Origin of the sequence: Pseudoalteromonas luteoviolacea, assembly GCF_001750165.1 — a bacterium.
Lineage (GTDB): Bacteria > Pseudomonadota > Gammaproteobacteria > Enterobacterales > Alteromonadaceae > Pseudoalteromonas > Pseudoalteromonas luteoviolacea_G.
Genome location: NZ_CP015412.1, coordinates 1,004,949 through 1,023,160, shown reverse-complemented (window position 1 = coordinate 1,023,160; position 18,212 = coordinate 1,004,949). Strand labels below are relative to the sequence as shown.

Genomic DNA, 18,212 nt, shown 5'->3' with positions numbered 1-18,212 from the left:
CGTGTGATAGGCAATAAAAAAGGCAAGCGAAGCTTGCCTTTTAAAATTCGTATAAACTGTGACAGTTACAGCTTAACGATTTCCTCAGCTTGAGGACCTTTTTGGCCTGTAGTAAGTTTAAACTCTACACGCTCGCCTTCAGCTAGAGTACGGAAACCGTCGCCTTTGATTGCACTGAAGTGTGCAAAAACGTCTGGGCCATTTTCCTGAGCGATAAAACCAAAGCCTTTTGACTCGTTAAACCACTTTACTGTACCTGTTAAAGTATTAGACATAATAATAAATCCTGATAAAAAATATAAATGCCAATCCTTAAAAGCAAATTCTACACTGCTTAAAGAGAATCCATCTTTATAAACTGGCAAACCTATGCCCTTGTGGGCGCATAGACCTAAATTTTGCCGGTGATAAAACTTCAGGACGGTACTACTACAAGCTAACACTTATACAACAACGTAATGGAGATTTATAAACACTGACCGAAATTCTGTCTATGTTCATCTTATAGGGATGCCCCTCTAAGTCAACTAATTTTTAAACATATTTATGAATGCTTAATGACATAATCACATAAGCATTATGAACAATTAAAGACTCCGCTATAATCCCAGTAAAAACAGGGCCTCGAACCGTATCTGGGCAAATTAAATTTTATTGATTTTTATGCATAAAAATGGCGTTTTGGTCTCATGACTTAATACGCTGATACCACTTTATAAATACTTTATTTAGTGCAATTACAAGGCAAGATCCGGAAAATATACAGCTTCGTTTAATGAGCTTAAAAATTGCATTAATAGCAATTAAAAACAGCAGTGTCTGCCAATCAAAAGTACATTTTTCAAATATAGACAGTTCTAACGTCACACCATAAAGTTTGACAACAGCTTTGGGAGTTAAAGTACTACAGCGAAGTAATATGAAGATTTTACGCCTTACTTATTTTGCCCAACAAAGCATCAACGTCTTCACTTGATATAGGTTTAGAAAATAGGTGACCCTGTAATTGATCACATCCATAAGATGCTAAGGTTTTTGCCTGTACCTCACATTCTACCCCTTCTGCAATACAATTAACCCCGAGACTTTTTGCAATATTAATCATCACCAAAGCAAGATCATCTTGGTGCTCACCTCCACCCATTTCATTGATGAAACTTGGATCAATCTTAATTGAGTCAAAATGTAGCTCCCTTAGCAGAGAAGGGTTGGTATGACCAAGACCAAAATCATCAATCGCTAAGTTGAAGCCTAAACAGCTCAACGAATCTAGAGTAGATTTAAGTTCATCGGCACGCTCTAACAAAGGCCGCTCCGCAATTTCCAATTCAAACTGCTCAGGCTGCAGCTTGAATTTATCTAACAAAGTCATTAACTGCTCAGAAAACATACCATTAAGTAAATGTTTTATCGATAAATTTAAGCACAGCTTCAACTTCGGGTATTGAGTGCTCCACTTAACAAAGTGTGGCATAGCAAGCTCAAAAACATACATGCTAAGGTGACCATTGATCCCCGCACTTTCGGCGATATCTACAAATTGTTCAGCAACAATGAGTTCTGATCCATACTGCCAACGTGCCAATACTTCCAACTTCTCAATCTCTAAAGTCTGTGCGTTATATATTGGTTGAAAGTGAGGCAAAAAGGCTTTTTGATGCAGGGCTGCTATCATCGCTGTTTCTTTTTCTAAATAAAGTTCTGCTTCTTTATCTAGCTCCGCGCAATAAAATTGATAATTCGAATGACCCACCTTTTTGGCTCTATACATGGCCGTGTCTGCACTTTTCATTAAACTATCTGCGTTTTCTCCATCTTCTGGATATAGTGCAACCCCAGCGCTGAATGAGACTTTGACTTGCCTCGACCTTAATTCGTAATCTCCACTTGAAGCTTGAAATATCTTCTCAACAACATGACGCACATGTCTTCTGTCATCCATACTATCGATTAGCAGTACAAATTCATCTCCCCCTATGCGTGAAACGGTATCACATGCTCTGATACTTGCAGTTAAGCGCTTGGCCACCTGTTTCAACAGCTCGTCGCCACTGTCATGACCTAGGGAGTCATTAATCGCTTTGAATTTATTTAAATCTAAAAAAATCAGCGCAAATTGGTGCTTATGGCGTTTGGCTCTTTTGCACGACTGAACCAGCCGATCTTGAAGAAGTAATCGATTAGGCAAGCCCGTTAGCGCATCATGATGCGCTAAATGATTCATCCTCTTGCGCATCATCCGGGACTCTGTAACATCTTGGAACACTAACACAGCACCGGCAATTTTCTCGCCGCGAATGAAAATAGGTGAGCAACATACTTCAATGGCGAAATCTAACCCAAGATGGTTCCTAAAACAAATAAGCTCATTCAAACTAATTGTTTGCAACTCCGTCATTGCTTGTTGCATAGGGTCACTAATAGCCTCTTTGCTATCTTCATGAAATAAGGGCATGACTTCTTTAAAATCTTTCCCTTTAACCTCATCGGTTAACAGTGCCAAAACAGCCTCTGCCACGGGATTCATAAAGGTGATTTGGTTGTTATTATCAGTACAGACAACCCCATCTCCAACAGAGCTGAGCGTAATAGCTAACAGCTCATGCTGCTTTTGAAGCTCTCTTTGCTTCGCTACATCAACTAATTGACCTAAAAACACACCTTGTAAGTGTGTATGATTGAGCGAAACGGTTATGTGAACTTGCTCAGTTTTAGCCTCAGATAAAGTCAAAACAAGCTGTTCAAAATCACCGCCCTGCGCTTGCCATTGTGTAAATAACTCATGACTGGCTTCGTCAACTAACCCCTTAAGCCCTTTGGCAATCAGCGCATCCTCTGATTCACCAATTTGTTTGCAAAAGCCTTGACTAACAGCATATAAAGTCCCGTTTTCACAAACTAAAAACTGCGCTGTGAGGCACTCTCTAAACACCTCATAATACAACTCACCATGTTCCCCAAAGCCGATTTCTTGCTGTTTTTTTCGCGCAAAGTAAATAACGCCACCACCGAGTACAATAGCCATCACAAAACCGATGATGCCCAATGAAAAGTAATTAAATAGCTCTATTAGCGATTCGTTGCCGTATTGCCCGACTTCAGTGAAAATCCAATTTTCGACAAACTGGCTAATCTGAACACCAAAAGAAAGGCCAACGAGCAGAAAAAACAAACTAAGTAAGAGTTTTTGAGTTAATCGATTCATATGCATTGACGCAAGATATTGGTGTTATAAACAGTTCCTTAAGTATCTATTAAGCTTAGACACTGATGCTAAACTTTAACAGTCGGTTTAAAAATTGATTGTTTAGATTTCTGGAATTTAAGCGATTTTTGTCCTAAATCTAATAGGGGTTAAATTATCGGGATCAGGTTATGATGACTTTAGGCGATGATGCAAAAGTGGTTGAGAATTTCGTACGCGTAGCGCAAATAATCGCTAATTTAGAGTCCATATTAACACAAGCAAAAAACCTATCCTTGACGGCAAAAAATGCAAGGGTTGTAGCACTTAGAGCGGGTGATGCTGCGCTTGGTTTTAAACCCATTACTAATTTTATCGACGAATTTTCAGAGCAGACCATTGCCTCCACCACAAAAATAGCTGAGCTATCAAATCAGTTATTTAGAGTTGCGCACAAACTTGTAAGAAGTAGCCAGTACTTCCATCAAATGAACGAACTTAGAACATTGATAAAATCAAACCAAGTAGATGCGATGTACCAGCAAGCACTGAAGTCACAGCGCCGTGCAGCTTCACAGCTTTCTCTTGCCTTGAGTGAACTGGAAAATCATTTTGAAGACATCCAAAAACAAATGCAAAGCGCTGAATATATCGCAGTGACAAGCCGAGTAGAAGCAACCAATGCTGGAGACTTTAGCGATAGCTTACAGTCAGTTTCAGATTTCATAGCCAGTGCAGCTAAAACAATAAAAACTGCAGTTGTATATAACTTAAGCGAAATTCATACCTTACGGGGAGTGTTAAAGTGAAACTAGCGGAATTATACAAAACCAAAACTCACAGTTGGATGATGTTAGAGTGCAATGGCACAACACAAGATACACAGGGCTGTATAAATCAGTACTTCATTCATACAGAATATGAATCCATGCTCATGGACCCTGGCGGTATTGAGCTTTTCTCGCCTATGCTAGCAGCCGTATTGCAGCATACAGAACTTGAGAAATTAACCACCTTATTTGCGTCCCATCAAGACCCTGATTTGATTGCAACACTCAGCTTATGGGATAAAGCTATTTCAAATGCCACATTATACGCGCCGTCTCTTTGGGACAGATTTATCGGTCATTTCGATCTCGATAATTTACATTTTGAGGGAATTAATGATGAAGGTGGTGAGATCCAGCTCGGAGGAGTACGCCTGCGTTTACTGCCAGCACACTACCTACATTCTGCTGGGAATTTCCAGCTTTTTGACCCAGCAGCCAAAATTCTTATGAGCGCCAATGTTGGCTCAGCCATAAAAGCCCCCAATGACAGTAAGTTCGTAGAGGACTTTGCCCAACATGTAAAACATATTGAGTCATTTCATAAACGCTGGATGCCTTCAAACCAAGCAAAAGCTAATTGGATTTCTCGGGTAAGAGAGCTTGACTTACATATACTCGCGCCGAACCATGGAAAACTGTATAAGGGCGACAAAGTTCACGAGTTTTTAGAATGGTTTGATAAATTAGACGTCGGCAGCGCTGCAAAGTAACACGCTAACACGCACACGAGTTCAACTGCCCATTTTTAAATCCACTTATTAGTGTTCTGGTCAATTCCAACCGGACACTTTTCTTAAAGAATTATCATACTCTATTGGTGACTGATCGTTATTAGCTGAGTGCAGTCTTTCCAGGTTGTAATACTTCATATATCCAGCAACATCATTTTTCATGTGTTCACGAGTTGGTTGAGCCACTTTTAGTAACCAATCATGTTTCAAGCTACCAAAGAACCTTTCAACAACAGCATATCCCAACACGCTCCCACATCGCCCATGCTTGCTCGCATACCAAACTGCTTTAACAGGTGACGGTGTCGCTTACTCGTATACTGAGACCCTCTGTCAGAATGAAACACCAAACCTTTGGCTGGTTTTCTCACGTTATAAGCTTTAATCATGGCTTTCATCACTAAATCCGTCGTCATGCGCTTATCAATATTCCAGCCAACAATCCGACGGGAATACAAATCCATTACAACAGCAAGGTACATCCAGCCCTCACCTGTTTTCAGGTACGTAATGTCGCCAGCCCAAACTTGATTCGGTGCCACCGGGTTAAAGTTCTGGTTAAGCAAATTATCTGCAACGGCATCAGAGTGCTTACGCTTGGTTGTCACTTTATAAGCTACACGTTGTTTAACAACTAAGTTGAGCTTCGTCATTAATTTTCTAGTTTTATAGCGCGTTATTTTAAAACCTTCTTTGCGTAAGCTCTCTCTGCTGCGTTTAAACAGTGCTTTGGCTCTGCGATAAAGATGTAACTCTTCTGCCGTTATAAGCTTCGCTGGACGCGCCAGCCATGCATAATAGCTTGAGCGACTCACCTTCATAGCTGAGCATAATTTAATGACTCGATCAGCTTGGCTATTTTCTTTGATGAACTGGTATTTTACTTCATTTCTCTCGCAAAGAAGGCGCTGGCCTTTTTTAAGATCTCTTTCTCCATTTTGAGATCTTTGTTTTCTTTTCCTAAACGCTTTAACTCTGCGCGCTCATCTTCGCTTAGCGAATTGCCAGCCTGTTGCTCTTCGAGTTTAGCTTTCCAATTATAAATAAGCTTGGTGGTGATCCCTAAAGAGGCTGACGCCTCTAAAACTGAATAGCCTTGCTCGGTTACCAAAGCAACGGATTCTTGCTTAAACTCGGTTGTATAAGATTTATTTTTACGTTTTGTCATTTAACACCTCAATATTTGGACATTGTCCTTTATTAAAGTGTCCGGCTCAATTAAACCAGTTCATGAGCAAGGGGACAAAGTTACTGAGACATTGTCATTTACAGATTATGGTTGGGGAGGCCTAGATGACTTGGCCTATATTGGCGATGGCAAAGTAGCCTGGACATACATCAACAACCCAACACTCAGTAATCATATTGGCGCACAGCACCAGCAATGGGAAGTCATGGTGTACCAATCACCACATTAAATAATCAACTTAGAAATTAAAAAAGCCCGAACTATCGGGCTTTCATCACTCATAAGCTCTATTATCCTCGGTAAGAAAACCCAAACCAAACAGAGCGGCCAAATTCAATTTCACTGGCCAACATGTGCTGGTGTTCACCTGTCATACTGCGACGCTTTTCGTTGGTGAGATTACGCACTTTGGCTTTCATCACCCAGTTTTTGTTAACGTCATAGCGAAGCTGCATGTCCCATTGTGAAAAGGCTTGCCACACCTCTCGGGTTTGAGCAGTAAGCGGCAACGGCTGATAAGGTGAGTACTCACCTGCGTAGTGATAGCCCAAACGGATCTCTGTTTTGCTGCCACCAAATCGATAATGTGCAATCACATTCGCCGTTTTATCAGCTTGGCCAAATTGATAGTCTAAGCAAGACACTGCTTGATTGGGTATTTCATAGCACACCTCATGAGATAAAATCGTCGCATTTGCCACCAGCCCGAAACCTCTAAGGTGTTTTGACCACGCAGACCAATCCTGCAGTGTTAAACTCAATTCAACGCCATTGACTTCAGATTGACCATAGTTAGACTTTTGCTCAAGTATCACTCGGTTATCTTGCTCACCCAGTACAGTACGCGTATCCACTGCGGTGTCATCAATATACTTTTTAAATAGCGCCATTGAGGCCAGATTGCCATCTCGCCAATAATACTCAGTTGATAAATCCCAACTCTCTGCAAGGCTGGTTTTTAAGTTTGGATCGCTTCGTTTGATAACAGTATAGTCGCGTCTTTCATTCACAGAATTTAGGTTATTGCTGGCAAAATAATCAGGTCTCGCAACGCTTTGCCCAACACTGGCAAATATGCGCCAATTGTCAGTTATATCATAACGACCGCGCAATACGCCCAACCACTGTGAATCCTTCAGAGCAAGATCATTTGGCGTGACGCTTCGGGTGTTCATATTAATATCTTGCCCTTGCGTTTCTTGCTGCCATGATTCGTAACGAGCACCGATAGACCAGCGCCACCCATCAGATTGGTTAATTAACTCAAGATGTGCAGCACTGACTTTATCGACGCTATTAAAGTCATGCCTCAAACTTGCAAACTCACTGGCATTGTTGTTTAACTCAAAATCGTTGAGATTTTTATGAAAGTAATTACTTACATACTCATTAGGCAACCAAGGTAAATTAAGTCCAAAAGCATCTAGTGAATACCTACTATCACCGACAAGCTTACCAATTGAGATATCTTTTTTGACATCATATCGGTATACATCTCTATTAGATCGCACCTTGCTGTGTGTATAACGCAGTCCAGATTTTACGCTCCAACCAAGCTTACTGCCGTTGGCATGCCAGCTATATAATACTCGTGAGTCCAATATGGTGTTGTTATTTTCTCTGCGTTGTAGCTCAAATTCGTCAAGCTTGATGGCACGAGGGCTCTGTGAAAAACGAGGGTCGTTTACTGACCAGTGCCTATTACTGTCGAACCCAGTATATTGATACCCCAACAAGTGATATTCTTCTGGGTTGCTTGCGCTTTGCCACACGCTTTCTTCATCTTGCCTATCTGAACTCGCTTCACTATAAGCAACATCAAAGCTGAGGTACTGACGTGAATTAAGCTCATTTTTAAAGTGTATGTGACTGCCAAGCTGTCTACGTGCAGTGTCTCTGTAGATGGTATCCAGAACCAAATCAGCCTGTTCGATCTCAGCCTGATTTCGGCTTACTTTTACTGGCGTTCTTGGCACTTGCTCAAATGCAAAGCTATTACGCGGCTCATTCTCTGTTTGTTGGTAGTAATAGCTATGCCAAAACCCATAGCTTTGTTCTGTTGGAACCGCTTCAAGCTTGATTGAACCGCCCTGACGTACCCAAACATTTGAATATGCCGATTGGCGGGAGCGACTAATAAACGCTTCCCCTTCTTTATTAGCATGATATTGATTACTGAGGTTGCTTTGATCTCGTGATTTTTCTGAGTACATACCAAATGCAACCAAACCGAACTGTGAGTCTTGCCCAAAAACACGGCTGTACTGGCTACGAATATTTAAGCCCACTTTGTCGTCATCATCGGGCACATCTTGATAACTATACTGAGATAGTTCAGCATCAAACCTGAAGTGTGGAGACCGTTTATCAAAAGCGCTGTAACTCTTAAGATCCATTACCGCCCCAACAGAGTTGCCGTTAAAGCTCACATCAGGGGTTTTATACAACCACAACTGACCCACAGAAGATGCCGGAATAGTTTCTAAATTGACACCTCGAGTGTGCTGCCTGTCACTGGCGAGCGACATGCCATCTAGCGTGACGGAGTTCATGCCTGATTGCACCCCCCGAACAGTCACTAGCTGGCCCTCATCCGAATCATTAATGGTGTGCACACCCACGATGCGGCGATATGAATCAGCGACATTAATATCCGGCAGCTCGCCAATATCATCCGCAGCGATTAAATCAACTAGGCCTACCTGGTAGTTATGCTTTAGCCACACCGCCTCAGTGCTTGCCCCCTTTTGACCTAATACGCTTACTCTTTCGATCTCACTGTTATTCTTAGACCCAGATTTGCGCTTTTTCCTTTTCGCACCATGTGCCTGTTTTGGCCGGTACACAATGTAGCCAGAACTTGCTTGCTTAACTTTAAGGTCAGTGTCTTTAAGCAATATTTGAAGTAGTTCATCAAGTGTAAATTGGCCTTTCACTTGTGCCGTTTGGTAGCCTTTAAGTAAAGCTGGCTGAGTTAAAATAGATTGCTCACTTTGCTTAGCCACATAAAATAACGCTTGGACTAGGGGCTGAGGCTCAATATCAACACGAAGACCTTGCTCACTTGCAGTTGCTAATGTGCTTAACTGCAGACCACTCAACAATAAAAATAGATTTCGCATTACACTCTTACATTAATTCGTTTTAACCATGGCAGGCTTAGTAAGCAACCATGTGTCCCCTGACTGCGTGTATTGTAGTGACAACATCGCAGCCAGATCTTGTATCACAGACGGAATATCTTGGGTTGAAAATGAGGCTGTGACTCTCAGCTGTTCAACAGTGTCACCAACCACAATGATCTGACCAACGTAATATCGGTTTAGCTGAGCGACAATATGGTTAAGGGGTGCATCATGATAAATCAACTGGCCTTGCTGCCAATCATCAATCAACCTCGGGTCAATAGAAGTTAATTGACTCAACCCCCTGTTGTGGTCTGCAATAATGACCTCTCCTGCTTGAAGTTTGGCATGCTTGTCTTGCAGCTCCACTTCAACTTGCCCCTCAGCAACCGCCACTTGAATCGAGCTTGGGTTGAAACGCACATTAAACTCTGTGCCTATAACAGTAATATTCACTTGCTCAGAAGAGACAACAAAGGGTCGAGCTTTATCGCTAACAACATCAAAATACCCCTCACCGGAAAGTAACTTCAATGACCGTGCTTGATTTGAGATAGACACCAACAACTTACTATCTGGGCCAAGCGTCACCACACTGCCATCGACTAACTGGTAGGTTTCCACTTGCGCTGTTTCAGTTTGATATATCTGCTGTGCTATTACAGGGCTCACCTCTTGTTGCTCTAGCCCAAACCAACCCAGCATACATATCAACATGACACTCGCCGCTACAGCAAACCAGCGATACACGTGGTGATTCACTGCTGATTTATCAGTACTCATTGTTACTTTTGACGAATTGTTTAATTGCTCAACAAGTACTTCAGGATCTGAGCTTTGTGCCACCGGTACTTGCTCTACCAATGAAAGCGCTTCCTCTAGGCTTCTATAAATACGCTCATGTTCAGGGTCTATGATCAGCCACTGTTCAAATTGCGCTTTTTGGTCTAGATCCAGTTCATCTTGAATCAGCAACCAGTGGGCAGCCTGTTGTTCGATAAGTTGCTTCGAAGATGTTGTATTTAAATCTGTGTCAATACGACTGAAAACATCATTAGGTTTAGTCATTAGCACTTACCTTTGTCTGGTGATTTAACGCATTACTGCAAATAAGCACTGCTTTAGCGACCTGGCGCTTTACTTCTGTTTGCGACATGTCGCACCGTCTGGCAATTTCGGCATAAGACATTTGATGAACCCTGTTGAGCAGGAATAATTGTCGCTGCTGCGCGGGAAGCTGCATCAACGCTTTATCTATCAATGCCAATTTTTGCTTATTGTTTAAAACAAATGAGGGCTCTCTGTCATCCAAACTGACATCCGGATCCGAGATTTGTTCGTCAATATAACGCTGTCTTGTTTTTTCTGAGCGCTTAAAGTCTAACACCAAGTTTTGCGCCATTTTATACAAAAATGCACGGTGATTTTCGATTTTGTCTTGATGCTCAAGCCGGGAAAAGCGCTCAAATGTTGCTTGTACTATATCTTCCGAATCCGGTGGCTCGCCAAACTTACTTTTTAAAAAAGCACAAATTTCCTGGCGGTATTTGTGGTACAAACTAGTGAGCAGATGACTTTTTAAATGGCTTATTTTTGATGTTGTCTTTACTGTCTCAGACAAGTGCGTGCTCTCTAGCTCAAAAAAGTAAAACGATGGCAATGAAATGGCCAAATGATGTGCGATTTTATCACTGCGCCCTTAAGTATGACAAGTCAGCCAAATTTCCTAAAACGCAATACTGAGTGTCCAAATTAAGCTCATTTCTGATCTAAGCATGGTTGATATTTGTAGCCCGCCGAATAAACACTGGCGATCAACATGTGATGGGGAGAAATCGCCTTCAGCTTTCGGCGCAAATTACGGACATGACTATTCACAGTATTTTCCGATACCACCCGATGATCATTGTAGATCTGTCGACTTATATCTTCTCTGGTCAAAACTTTATAAGGCTGCTCATGTAACAAACGAAATAAATAAAACTCAACTTGGGTCAGCTGCACTTCTTTATCAGCAAACTTCACTTTAAAACCATGTTCAATAAGTTGCAAACGGTGCGTTACCAAAGCGAGTTTTTGTAACCTTAGTATCATAGCGTTAATGCGTGAAACCAATTCCTCTGGGCAATAAGGCTTTTTGATATAGTCATCTGCCCCTGACTCAAGTGCAATGAGTTGATCTATAACTTGATCACTGCGGCTTGTCATGATTAACAAAGTATCTGATAAGTGGTGAATTTCACAGCATAAACTAAGGGCTCTGTCTTGTAGCGATCCCTTATCCAGGACAACCAAATCGGGCCGATTTAATAATACCCAATCAACAATGCATTTTTCATTCGTTAACCGATAACATTGATGCCCCTCATTGTGGATGGCAGACACTAATTTATCTACTAAAATGTTGTCGCGTTCGACCAATAATACTTTTGCCATTTTCTTACTTAGACTCAGTTACTTATTGATGTGACGGATAACTAAAGTGGATCGTCCAAACTTATCAAAAGAGTACGGCTTAATTAGCTTCTACCTAAGTTCATACTGGTGATTCAAATACCGACAAACGAACCAAAAAGGTCTTTGACTCAATGTATAGCGCATAACAATGGGTTGAACTGCAAGGGGTTGATTATATTGAAATAGCGACTGTTTCAGTGTCATTTTACGCGCTTTAGTCAACCGCGTTTTTACAAAAACATTGTAAGAAGGTGCTTTGACATCAAAGACTCCTCGCAAGACAGCGTCAAATGATACCAAATTAGAACTCACCAACAATGAACCACTAGATGTCACAAAACGAAGAGTGTCATCATTGACTCATTACATTTTAAACTTACCGGTTGCTTCCATTAAGTGATCTGATGCGTCATGTAACTGATGAGAGACTTCATCTAAATCAGAGAATGAGGCATGAACCTGTTGCTGGGACTGATTCATCCGTTCAATGGTTTCTGCCACAATGTTAGCCACTGAGCTTTGCTGCTCTGCCGCTGATGCAATCTGATTATTCATCATTGTTATATTTGCAATTTTACTTTGAATTTCCTCCAGAGCCTGACCCGCATTCAAGGAGCGCGCTTCATTACTGCTGGCCTGATCATTGGCTTGAGTCATCATTTTCACACTGCGATCTGCAGCACTTTGCAGCGAATCCAGTAACGTACGAATTTCTGTCGTCGCATCACCTGTTCTTGATGCCAATGTCCGCACTTCATCAGCCACAACCGCAAAGCCACGCCCTTGCTCACCGGCTCTAGCCGCTTCAATAGCCGCATTGAGTGCCAATAAGTTAGTTTGCTCAGCAATAGAGCTTATGACATCCAATATAGATGACACGCTATCAGTGCCCTTGGCCAAATCATTAACCGCATCAGCGGCTTCTCCGATTTGCAAATTCAAATCTTTTGAGTTCGCAATATTATCAGATACCGCTGTAAGCCCATTTTGTGCCTCAACTTCCGTTTCTTGCGCCGCGGTATTGGCTGCAGATGCCGCCTCACTGATACTCGAAATAGATTGAATAAGCTCACTAATAGATTGTTGCGTTTGAGACGCCTGAGATGCCTGTTCATCTGTTAAATTGCGAACACTTTCGGTGCTTTGCACCAACTTTTTAGATGTATTCAATAGTGGTTGAGAAACCGCCATCACGCCTTTTATCGACTCTGTCAGCGTATCCATAAATTTATTAAAGTTGTATGCAGTGCGTCCTAACTCATCTTTACCGATGACCGTTAAGCGTTGATTTAAATTACCCTCGCCATCTGCAAGCTCCCTCAAGGACCCTCTTAACGCATTTGCCGTACTACTAATATTTCTAGCCACCGAGAGTGCGACCACAAGCAATAAAATGCACAACACTAAGCCAGCTTGCACTGATAACCAAAGCCCGTCGTTTCCGCTTTTGTTCGCTTTCTCGATGGTTTCTTTAAAATTTTGACCTACTAACTCTCTATAACTGGTTAAGTCGCTGTCAGTTTGCTCAAACAAACTGGCTTTTTGTTTAGCAAGTGTTGGCAGCTGACTAAAATCTATCGTATTTGTGATCATGCCATCCGCAAGTTTTTCTGACAGTTTTCGATATTGATCAATCACTACTAACTGCTCGTTCAGCATCGCTCTATTGTTATCATCTAGATCAGCCAGCTGCGCGATGTTGTCAGTCAGCTCTGCCACAGTCTGCGATGCTTGTGCAAGCACATCCTTATCAGCAAACGACACAGATTGACTAAACAATTCGTCAGCCCGTTTAATCAATACGCTATTAATTGTTGATAACTGTACTGTTTTATATATTTTTTGTTCCAGCAAGAGTAACTCTTGCTGTGTACTTTTAAAGGCAGCAAAGTTAATTAATAAATTGATGATAAATACAGAAATGGACAAGGCCACAATGAAACAGACTTTATAAAAAAGCGGTAGGTTTTTGAACCACAGCATGTTCAGTATCCTGCATGAGCGTCAGAAGAAAAGCAGTAGGGATAATCCGCACGGCTTCATTTGGTACATTTGTAAATATAATCTTGGACAAAATTACGTAAATTGCCAATTATTAGACAATTTTCGATAAATCTAAGCAATTCGTCTTCGTAATAGGAAATTTTTTTTACAAACTAGTAAATAAGTAATCTTGTTCTACGGTTAGAGTGGTGCATGTAGTCGGTTGCACCTAATACAACCACAGGACAGGGTGAAACTATGAAATCTAATAATGCTGTAAAATTGTTAATTGGAGGAGTGTTAGCATCATGCAGCTTCTGCAGTTATGCAGAAGTCGTGTTTAATGGCTTCGCGTCACTTCGCGCAACCTCTGCGGACAGTGATGGCGGAACATCTGCATTTCCCACACATAAAGCCGATGGCGATATATCATTTTCAGATGAGTCTCTATTTGCGCTACAAGCTAGAACAGACCTAGGCGAAGGACTAAGTGCCACAATTCAGATTATGGCAGAAGGCACCGACGACTTTGATGCGGAGGCACGCTGGGCATATATCAGCTATGAGCTCTCCCCTCAACACACCATCAGTATGGGACGCTTTGCTAACCCAAGCTTTTATCAATCCGAATATCAAAACGTTGGCTTTACCAATAATTTTGGTCGCTTGCCACGAGCAGTTTATGCCGGTTTTGATTTCTCGACCATTGAAGGCATTGCACTTGATAGTAACTTCACATTTGGGGATTACTCGCTTGTTACTAAATTGCTTTATGGTAATTGGGATGGCACCACCTTTCTCGCAGCGACACAAAATGACGAGACTTTTGGCTTTAAAGACGAAATCTCAGTACGTATCGAATTGAGTAAAGATTGGTGGACCGTATTTGCAGGTTTCTTCATGGTTGAAATCGAAGGAGGCAGTGTCGACAGCAACGCCATATTGGGGGCGACACAAGGCGCCGTTGATCTTGCTGTTAGCCAAGGCGCAACCGCTCAACAAGTTAAAGAATATGAGGATGCTGTCATATGGGGTGGTAAAGATGGCTTATACGGCTACTCAGGCTTCCATATAGATTATGAGAAGTTTATCGTCGACTTTGAATTTGCTAACTATGGCGTTGAAGATTCATCTGATGGCTTTAACCGCGCTTGGTATACTGCCTTTGGTTATCGACTCATGGACAAAACCATCGTCACAGTCCACCATGAAAAATCCATTCAAGATGAAGGCGATTTAGAATTTCTCAAAGGCATTTCTCATCCAACGCTGTTTGCTACGGCAAAAGCACTGAGAAACACACTATCGCTCAGGGAGTTTGATGCCATTGGTGTCTCGGTACGTTATGACTTTCACTCCAATGCAGCATTCAAGTTCCAGTATTTATCTGGTGAAGACACGCGCCCCAACGTTCAGGACTTTACTGTCTTGAGTGCTGGTGTAGATATCGTTTTTTAGTGAGGTGAAAACATGAAATCAATCATACTTGCGACTATGTTAATGTTATCAACCTCCACCTTGGCCGTTGATGTCGTTGTTCATCCATCTAATAATGCCGCACTCGATAAAGGTAAAATCGAACAAATATTTCTTGGTAAATTAAAAACGTTTGATGGTTCGGCAAAAGTTATTCCAATTAGCCAAGTAGACAGCAACCCAGTAACCGAAGAGTTTAATACCAAAGTGGTTGGCCGCAGTGCCAGTCAACTCAAGGCATACTGGTCTAAGTTGCTCTTTACAGGCAAAGGACAACCACCAAAAAGCATGGCTAATGATCAGGAGGTCATGAAATTAGTGGCTGATAATCCTAATGTGATTGGTTATGTCAGCAGTGGCAGCGCGAATAGCAGTGTAAAAGTGCTAATGTCCTTTTAAGGGGATTCGATCAAGTTATAAAACTGATCAATCGCTTTAGTATATAAGAAGCTCTGCTCGAGCAGAGCTTCCATCACACCACTTTGTTTTGCCTTGACAATTTCCGATTCAATTGCCGCTTTTTGCTCTATGCAAGGGCTGAAGTTAGACAACGCTAAATACACGTGATTGATTTGGATTGGTTCAGGCAACATGGCTAAAGGCACCGCCCGTCCTGACTCAAACCAAGTATTAATTGTCTGCCACTGTGGCGCGATAAAGTAATCGATCCTTTTCAATTTAATGAGTTGAATTGCCTGAGAAATGCTATCTGTCCTAAGTAATTGTAAATGCTCAATTTCAAGATTAATCGCAGGTGATGGTTTAAGCTCCATATCACGCAAAATTGCGCCCCTTAAGCCATATAACTTGTCAAGGTTCATGACTCGCTTGCCTCGACGATAAAATACCGCATACGCTGAGTCTGTAATGGCAGGATGCAACACAGTAAACCACTCTTTAGGATAATCATCACTTTGCAAACCAACAAACATATCAATATGGCCATCACGTGCCCATTGCATGACACGTTGCAATGGTGCTGGTCTTGCAACTTCGACACGGATCTCTTTTTGGACAATCGTACGAACAAACTCGAAGCCAATACCCACCAGTTTTTCTTCGTTAATAGCATAACTAATTGGTGGCATATCAGCATTACCAGACAGGCGCATTTGTGTGCATTGCGCTTCACTTGCAACCCCTTTAAAAAGACAAAAAAATAGACATATGCAGCAATGCTTGTTCATGCGGCTCTCGTGCCAACAGATCCCTAGTCTTAGTTATAGACTATTCTCAAGCGAATATATGACCAACTTGTGCAAACACTCTCTTTCAAAAACATCATTGAATTATCGTGAAAGTCTCTCAACTCGTAAGATCACATGATAAAGTAAACAAAAAATTGATCATTCAGCACCGTGCGTATTTTAAATTACATCAAACAATTAGGTTTACTCAGTATTATGACATTAAGTACATTCGTCAGCGCCGACAACGCCGATACCAACATTCGCCACTTAATTGGACAAAAGCTTATGCTGGACTTTCGCTACTTTTGTCAACAAGATACACATTGCCGCCAACCCATGACTAAGCTGCCTGAGGAGTTGGCTCAACTGATAAAGCAATATCAGATTGGCGGTGTGATACTCTTTGCCGAAAATGTACAAAAAACGAATCAAATTATTGAATTGACCAAAGCACTACAACAGGCGAGCGACACGCCTCTGTTTATCTCGATCGACCAAGAAGGTGGGCGAGTAGCGCGCATCAATCGAGCTGAAGCCACCTCATTTACTGGCAATATGAGCATAGGAGCAACTTATCAGAAACATGGTGAAAAGTATGCAGCGAGCGTGGCAAGTGCAATCGCAAAAGAGCTCAATAGCCTTGGTATTAATGTCAATTTTGCGCCGACTGTCGATGTTAACGCAAACCCTCTTAACCCCGTTATTAACGTACGTGCCTTTGGCGAAGACCCAAAGATAGTTGCACAGTTGGGCGCTGCACAGGTCAAAGCATTTGAACAGAATGGCGTCATTTCAGCATTAAAGCACTTTCCAGGGCACGGTGATACCCATGTTGACAGCCATACTGGACTGCCTAGAGTAGACCATGCGCTGACCCAAATAAAACAGCAAGATCTCTATCCTTTTAGTCATATTATCAAACAGCAGCAGCCCGGCATGATCATGACTGCACACATACAGTACCCCGCTTTGGATAGCAGTACCGTCACCAATAAACAAGGTGAAAACATGATCCGCCCAGCCACGATGTCACGGGCAATTATGCATGATTTGCTCAGAGGCAAAATGCACTATCAAGGTGTCACTATCACCGATGCACTCGATATGGCTGGGATCAGTGATTTCTTCACTCCTCTTGACGCCGTATTAGAAACCTTTAGCGCAGGCGTTGATATTGCGTTGATGCCAATTCAAGTCAGAACCCCAGCCGATCTCAAACAATTTAAAACGTTTTTTGAAGCACTGGAAAACGCAGTAAAATCTGAGCAACTGAGCAGGCAAGAACTCATTCAATCAAACCAGCGCATCGCAAAACTCAAAGCCGATATGCTTAGCAAGCAAGTAACACCGAGTCTGGCAATTGCCAAAAGCACGCTTGGTAACCCTCAACATAGACAAATTGAGGCCGATTTAGCACTGGATGCGATCACCGAGGTGAAAAACGCAGGTTTACTACCCATTCAAATACAGGATGGCGATCATATCCACTTAATTATGCCAGATAGACAAAAAGCTTCAGCTTTAAAACAAGCTTTACTACGTGAAGTTAACAAAGATCTCACTATTTCAATTACAAGCTTGCAAGCCTTTAAACCACAGCGTGCCAAACAAGCAATTCTAAAAGCAAATTGGGTAATAAGCGCACATGCCTCTCCTTTGCAAAGTGCCGCAGAAATTGGTGGAATGGATGATTTGGCTGAACTTAAGTCTTACGAAGTCGCTAAGCAACGACAGCCCAAAGCACTCTATGAACTTATGCAATTTGCAAATACGCATAAAAAAGCGAGTTTATTTATCAGCTTGCGTGCGCCATACGAAATTGCAAAATATGCACCTTTCAATCAAGCGGTTTTGGCAAGCTATGCCTATAATGTGGATGTAGAAACTGAAAATGATGTGCGAGGGCCAGCATATACTGCACTTGCTAAAGTGATTGTCGGTCATGCAAAGGCAAATGGGCAGCTGCCTGTGAGTATTGTTCTTGAGTGATTAATTTAGGATTTTCACCAAGTACCAGTCCCGCATTAATGCAATAACTTCTGTATTT

Annotated in this window: 14 protein-coding genes and 1 pseudogene; 6 read left to right on the top strand and 9 right to left on the bottom strand. The window is 41.9% G+C overall.

The features are described from left to right. Positions 1-65: 65 nt before the first annotated feature. Positions 66-275 (bottom strand): cold-shock protein, encoded by a 210-nt coding sequence (locus S4054249_RS24615; protein ID WP_023398377.1) that lies wholly within the window; start codon positions 273-275, stop codon positions 66-68. Between the two features lie 653 nt (positions 276-928). Continuing rightward, a complete protein-coding gene (locus tag S4054249_RS24610) occupies positions 929-3,205 on the bottom strand; it encodes a putative bifunctional diguanylate cyclase/phosphodiesterase (protein WP_063881463.1) in 2,277 nt (758 codons plus the stop codon). A gap of 170 nt (positions 3,206-3,375) precedes the next feature. Here S4054249_RS24610 and S4054249_RS24605 point away from each other — a divergent pair, with 170 nt between their 5' ends. Both S4054249_RS24605 and S4054249_RS24600 read left to right on the top strand, forming a co-directional pair. Continuing rightward, on the top strand, positions 3,376-3,993 hold the full coding sequence (locus S4054249_RS24605) for a hypothetical protein (protein WP_046354094.1): 618 nt from the start codon (positions 3,376-3,378) through the stop codon (positions 3,991-3,993). After that, positions 3,990-4,724, top strand: a complete 735-nt coding sequence (locus tag S4054249_RS24600; protein ID WP_046354095.1) for an MBL fold metallo-hydrolase — start codon at positions 3,990-3,992, stop codon at positions 4,722-4,724. Before S4054249_RS24605 ends, S4054249_RS24600 begins: the two co-directional genes overlap by 4 nt. Before the next feature lie 60 nt (positions 4,725-4,784). Here the strand turns inward: S4054249_RS24600 and S4054249_RS24595 are convergent. Beyond that, positions 4,785-5,913, bottom strand: a pseudogene (locus S4054249_RS24595) (IS3 family transposase). A 22-nt stretch (positions 5,914-5,935) separates the two neighbouring features. Here S4054249_RS24595 and S4054249_RS24585 point away from each other — a divergent pair. Then, complete coding sequence (locus S4054249_RS24585; RefSeq protein WP_145925125.1) at positions 5,936-6,163, top strand: hypothetical protein; 228 nt, start codon at positions 5,936-5,938, stop codon at positions 6,161-6,163. 61 nt (positions 6,164-6,224) lie between these two features. Here S4054249_RS24585 and S4054249_RS24580 read toward each other — a convergent pair whose 3' ends face one another. From S4054249_RS24580 to S4054249_RS24560, 5 genes are all read right to left on the bottom strand, one after another. Then, on the bottom strand, positions 6,225-9,056 hold the full coding sequence (locus S4054249_RS24580; RefSeq protein ID WP_046357674.1) for a TonB-dependent receptor: 2,832 nt from the start codon (positions 9,054-9,056) through the stop codon (positions 6,225-6,227). Between the two features lie 12 nt (positions 9,057-9,068). After that, entirely contained in the window at positions 9,069-10,127 is a 1,059-nt protein-coding gene (locus S4054249_RS24575) for a FecR family protein (RefSeq protein WP_046357673.1), read from the bottom strand. Then, entirely contained in the window at positions 10,120-10,680 is a 561-nt protein-coding gene (locus S4054249_RS24570; RefSeq protein ID WP_167354870.1) for an RNA polymerase sigma factor, read from the bottom strand. Before S4054249_RS24570 ends, S4054249_RS24575 begins: the two co-directional genes overlap by 8 nt. 137 nt (positions 10,681-10,817) lie before the next feature. After that, positions 10,818-11,495, bottom strand: coding sequence for a winged helix-turn-helix domain-containing protein (locus S4054249_RS24565; RefSeq protein ID WP_046357671.1), 678 nt, complete (start codon positions 11,493-11,495; stop codon positions 10,818-10,820). A gap of 384 nt (positions 11,496-11,879) precedes the next feature. After that, positions 11,880-13,499 (bottom strand): methyl-accepting chemotaxis protein, encoded by a 1,620-nt coding sequence (locus tag S4054249_RS24560; RefSeq protein WP_046357670.1) that lies wholly within the window; start codon positions 13,497-13,499, stop codon positions 11,880-11,882. Between the two features lie 258 nt (positions 13,500-13,757). Between S4054249_RS24560 and S4054249_RS24555 the strand changes: the two genes are divergently transcribed. Continuing rightward, the gene (locus tag S4054249_RS24555) at positions 13,758-14,957 is read left to right on the top strand and encodes a hypothetical protein (protein ID WP_046357669.1); all 1,200 of its coding nucleotides are present in this window, start codon (positions 13,758-13,760) and stop codon (positions 14,955-14,957) included. A 12-nt stretch (positions 14,958-14,969) separates the two neighbouring features. Beyond that, positions 14,970-15,374, top strand: coding sequence for a phosphate ABC transporter substrate-binding protein (locus S4054249_RS24550; RefSeq protein ID WP_046357668.1), 405 nt, complete (start codon positions 14,970-14,972; stop codon positions 15,372-15,374). Here S4054249_RS24550 and S4054249_RS24545 read toward each other — a convergent pair. Continuing rightward, positions 15,371-16,162 (bottom strand): substrate-binding periplasmic protein, encoded by a 792-nt coding sequence (locus tag S4054249_RS24545; RefSeq protein ID WP_145925126.1) that lies wholly within the window; start codon positions 16,160-16,162, stop codon positions 15,371-15,373. The genes S4054249_RS24550 and S4054249_RS24545 overlap by 4 nt on opposite strands. A gap of 216 nt (positions 16,163-16,378) precedes the next feature. Between S4054249_RS24545 and S4054249_RS24540 the strand changes: the two genes are divergently transcribed. Then, positions 16,379-18,154, top strand: coding sequence for a glycoside hydrolase family 3 protein (locus S4054249_RS24540; protein WP_046357679.1), 1,776 nt, complete (start codon positions 16,379-16,381; stop codon positions 18,152-18,154). The last annotated feature ends 58 nt before the right edge of the window (positions 18,155-18,212 follow it).

What these genes read in the sequence shown, in the direction of transcription:
- S4054249_RS24580 (WP_046357674.1), bottom strand. Translation starts at nt 9,056, where the DNA reads ATGCGAAATCTATTTTTATTGTTGAGTGGTCTGCAGTTAAGCACATTA.
- S4054249_RS24615 (WP_023398377.1), bottom strand. Translation starts at nt 275, where the DNA reads ATGTCTAATACTTTAACAGGTACAGTAAAGTGGTTTAACGAGTCAAAA.
- S4054249_RS24610 (WP_063881463.1), bottom strand. Translation starts at nt 3,205, where the DNA reads ATGAATCGATTAACTCAAAAACTCTTACTTAGTTTGTTTTTTCTGCTC.
- S4054249_RS24545 (WP_145925126.1), bottom strand. Translation starts at nt 16,162, where the DNA reads ATGAACAAGCATTGCTGCATATGTCTATTTTTTTGTCTTTTTAAAGGG.
- S4054249_RS24575 (WP_046357673.1), bottom strand. Translation starts at nt 10,127, where the DNA reads ATGACTAAACCTAATGATGTTTTCAGTCGTATTGACACAGATTTAAAT.
- S4054249_RS24555 (WP_046357669.1), top strand. Translation starts at nt 13,758, where the DNA reads ATGAAATCTAATAATGCTGTAAAATTGTTAATTGGAGGAGTGTTAGCA.
- S4054249_RS24605 (WP_046354094.1), top strand. Translation starts at nt 3,376, where the DNA reads ATGATGACTTTAGGCGATGATGCAAAAGTGGTTGAGAATTTCGTACGC.
- S4054249_RS24550 (WP_046357668.1), top strand. Translation starts at nt 14,970, where the DNA reads ATGAAATCAATCATACTTGCGACTATGTTAATGTTATCAACCTCCACC.
- S4054249_RS24560 (WP_046357670.1), bottom strand. Translation starts at nt 13,499, where the DNA reads ATGCTGTGGTTCAAAAACCTACCGCTTTTTTATAAAGTCTGTTTCATT.
- S4054249_RS24565 (WP_046357671.1), bottom strand. Translation starts at nt 11,495, where the DNA reads ATGGCAAAAGTATTATTGGTCGAACGCGACAACATTTTAGTAGATAAA.
- S4054249_RS24540 (WP_046357679.1), top strand. Translation starts at nt 16,379, where the DNA reads ATGACATTAAGTACATTCGTCAGCGCCGACAACGCCGATACCAACATT.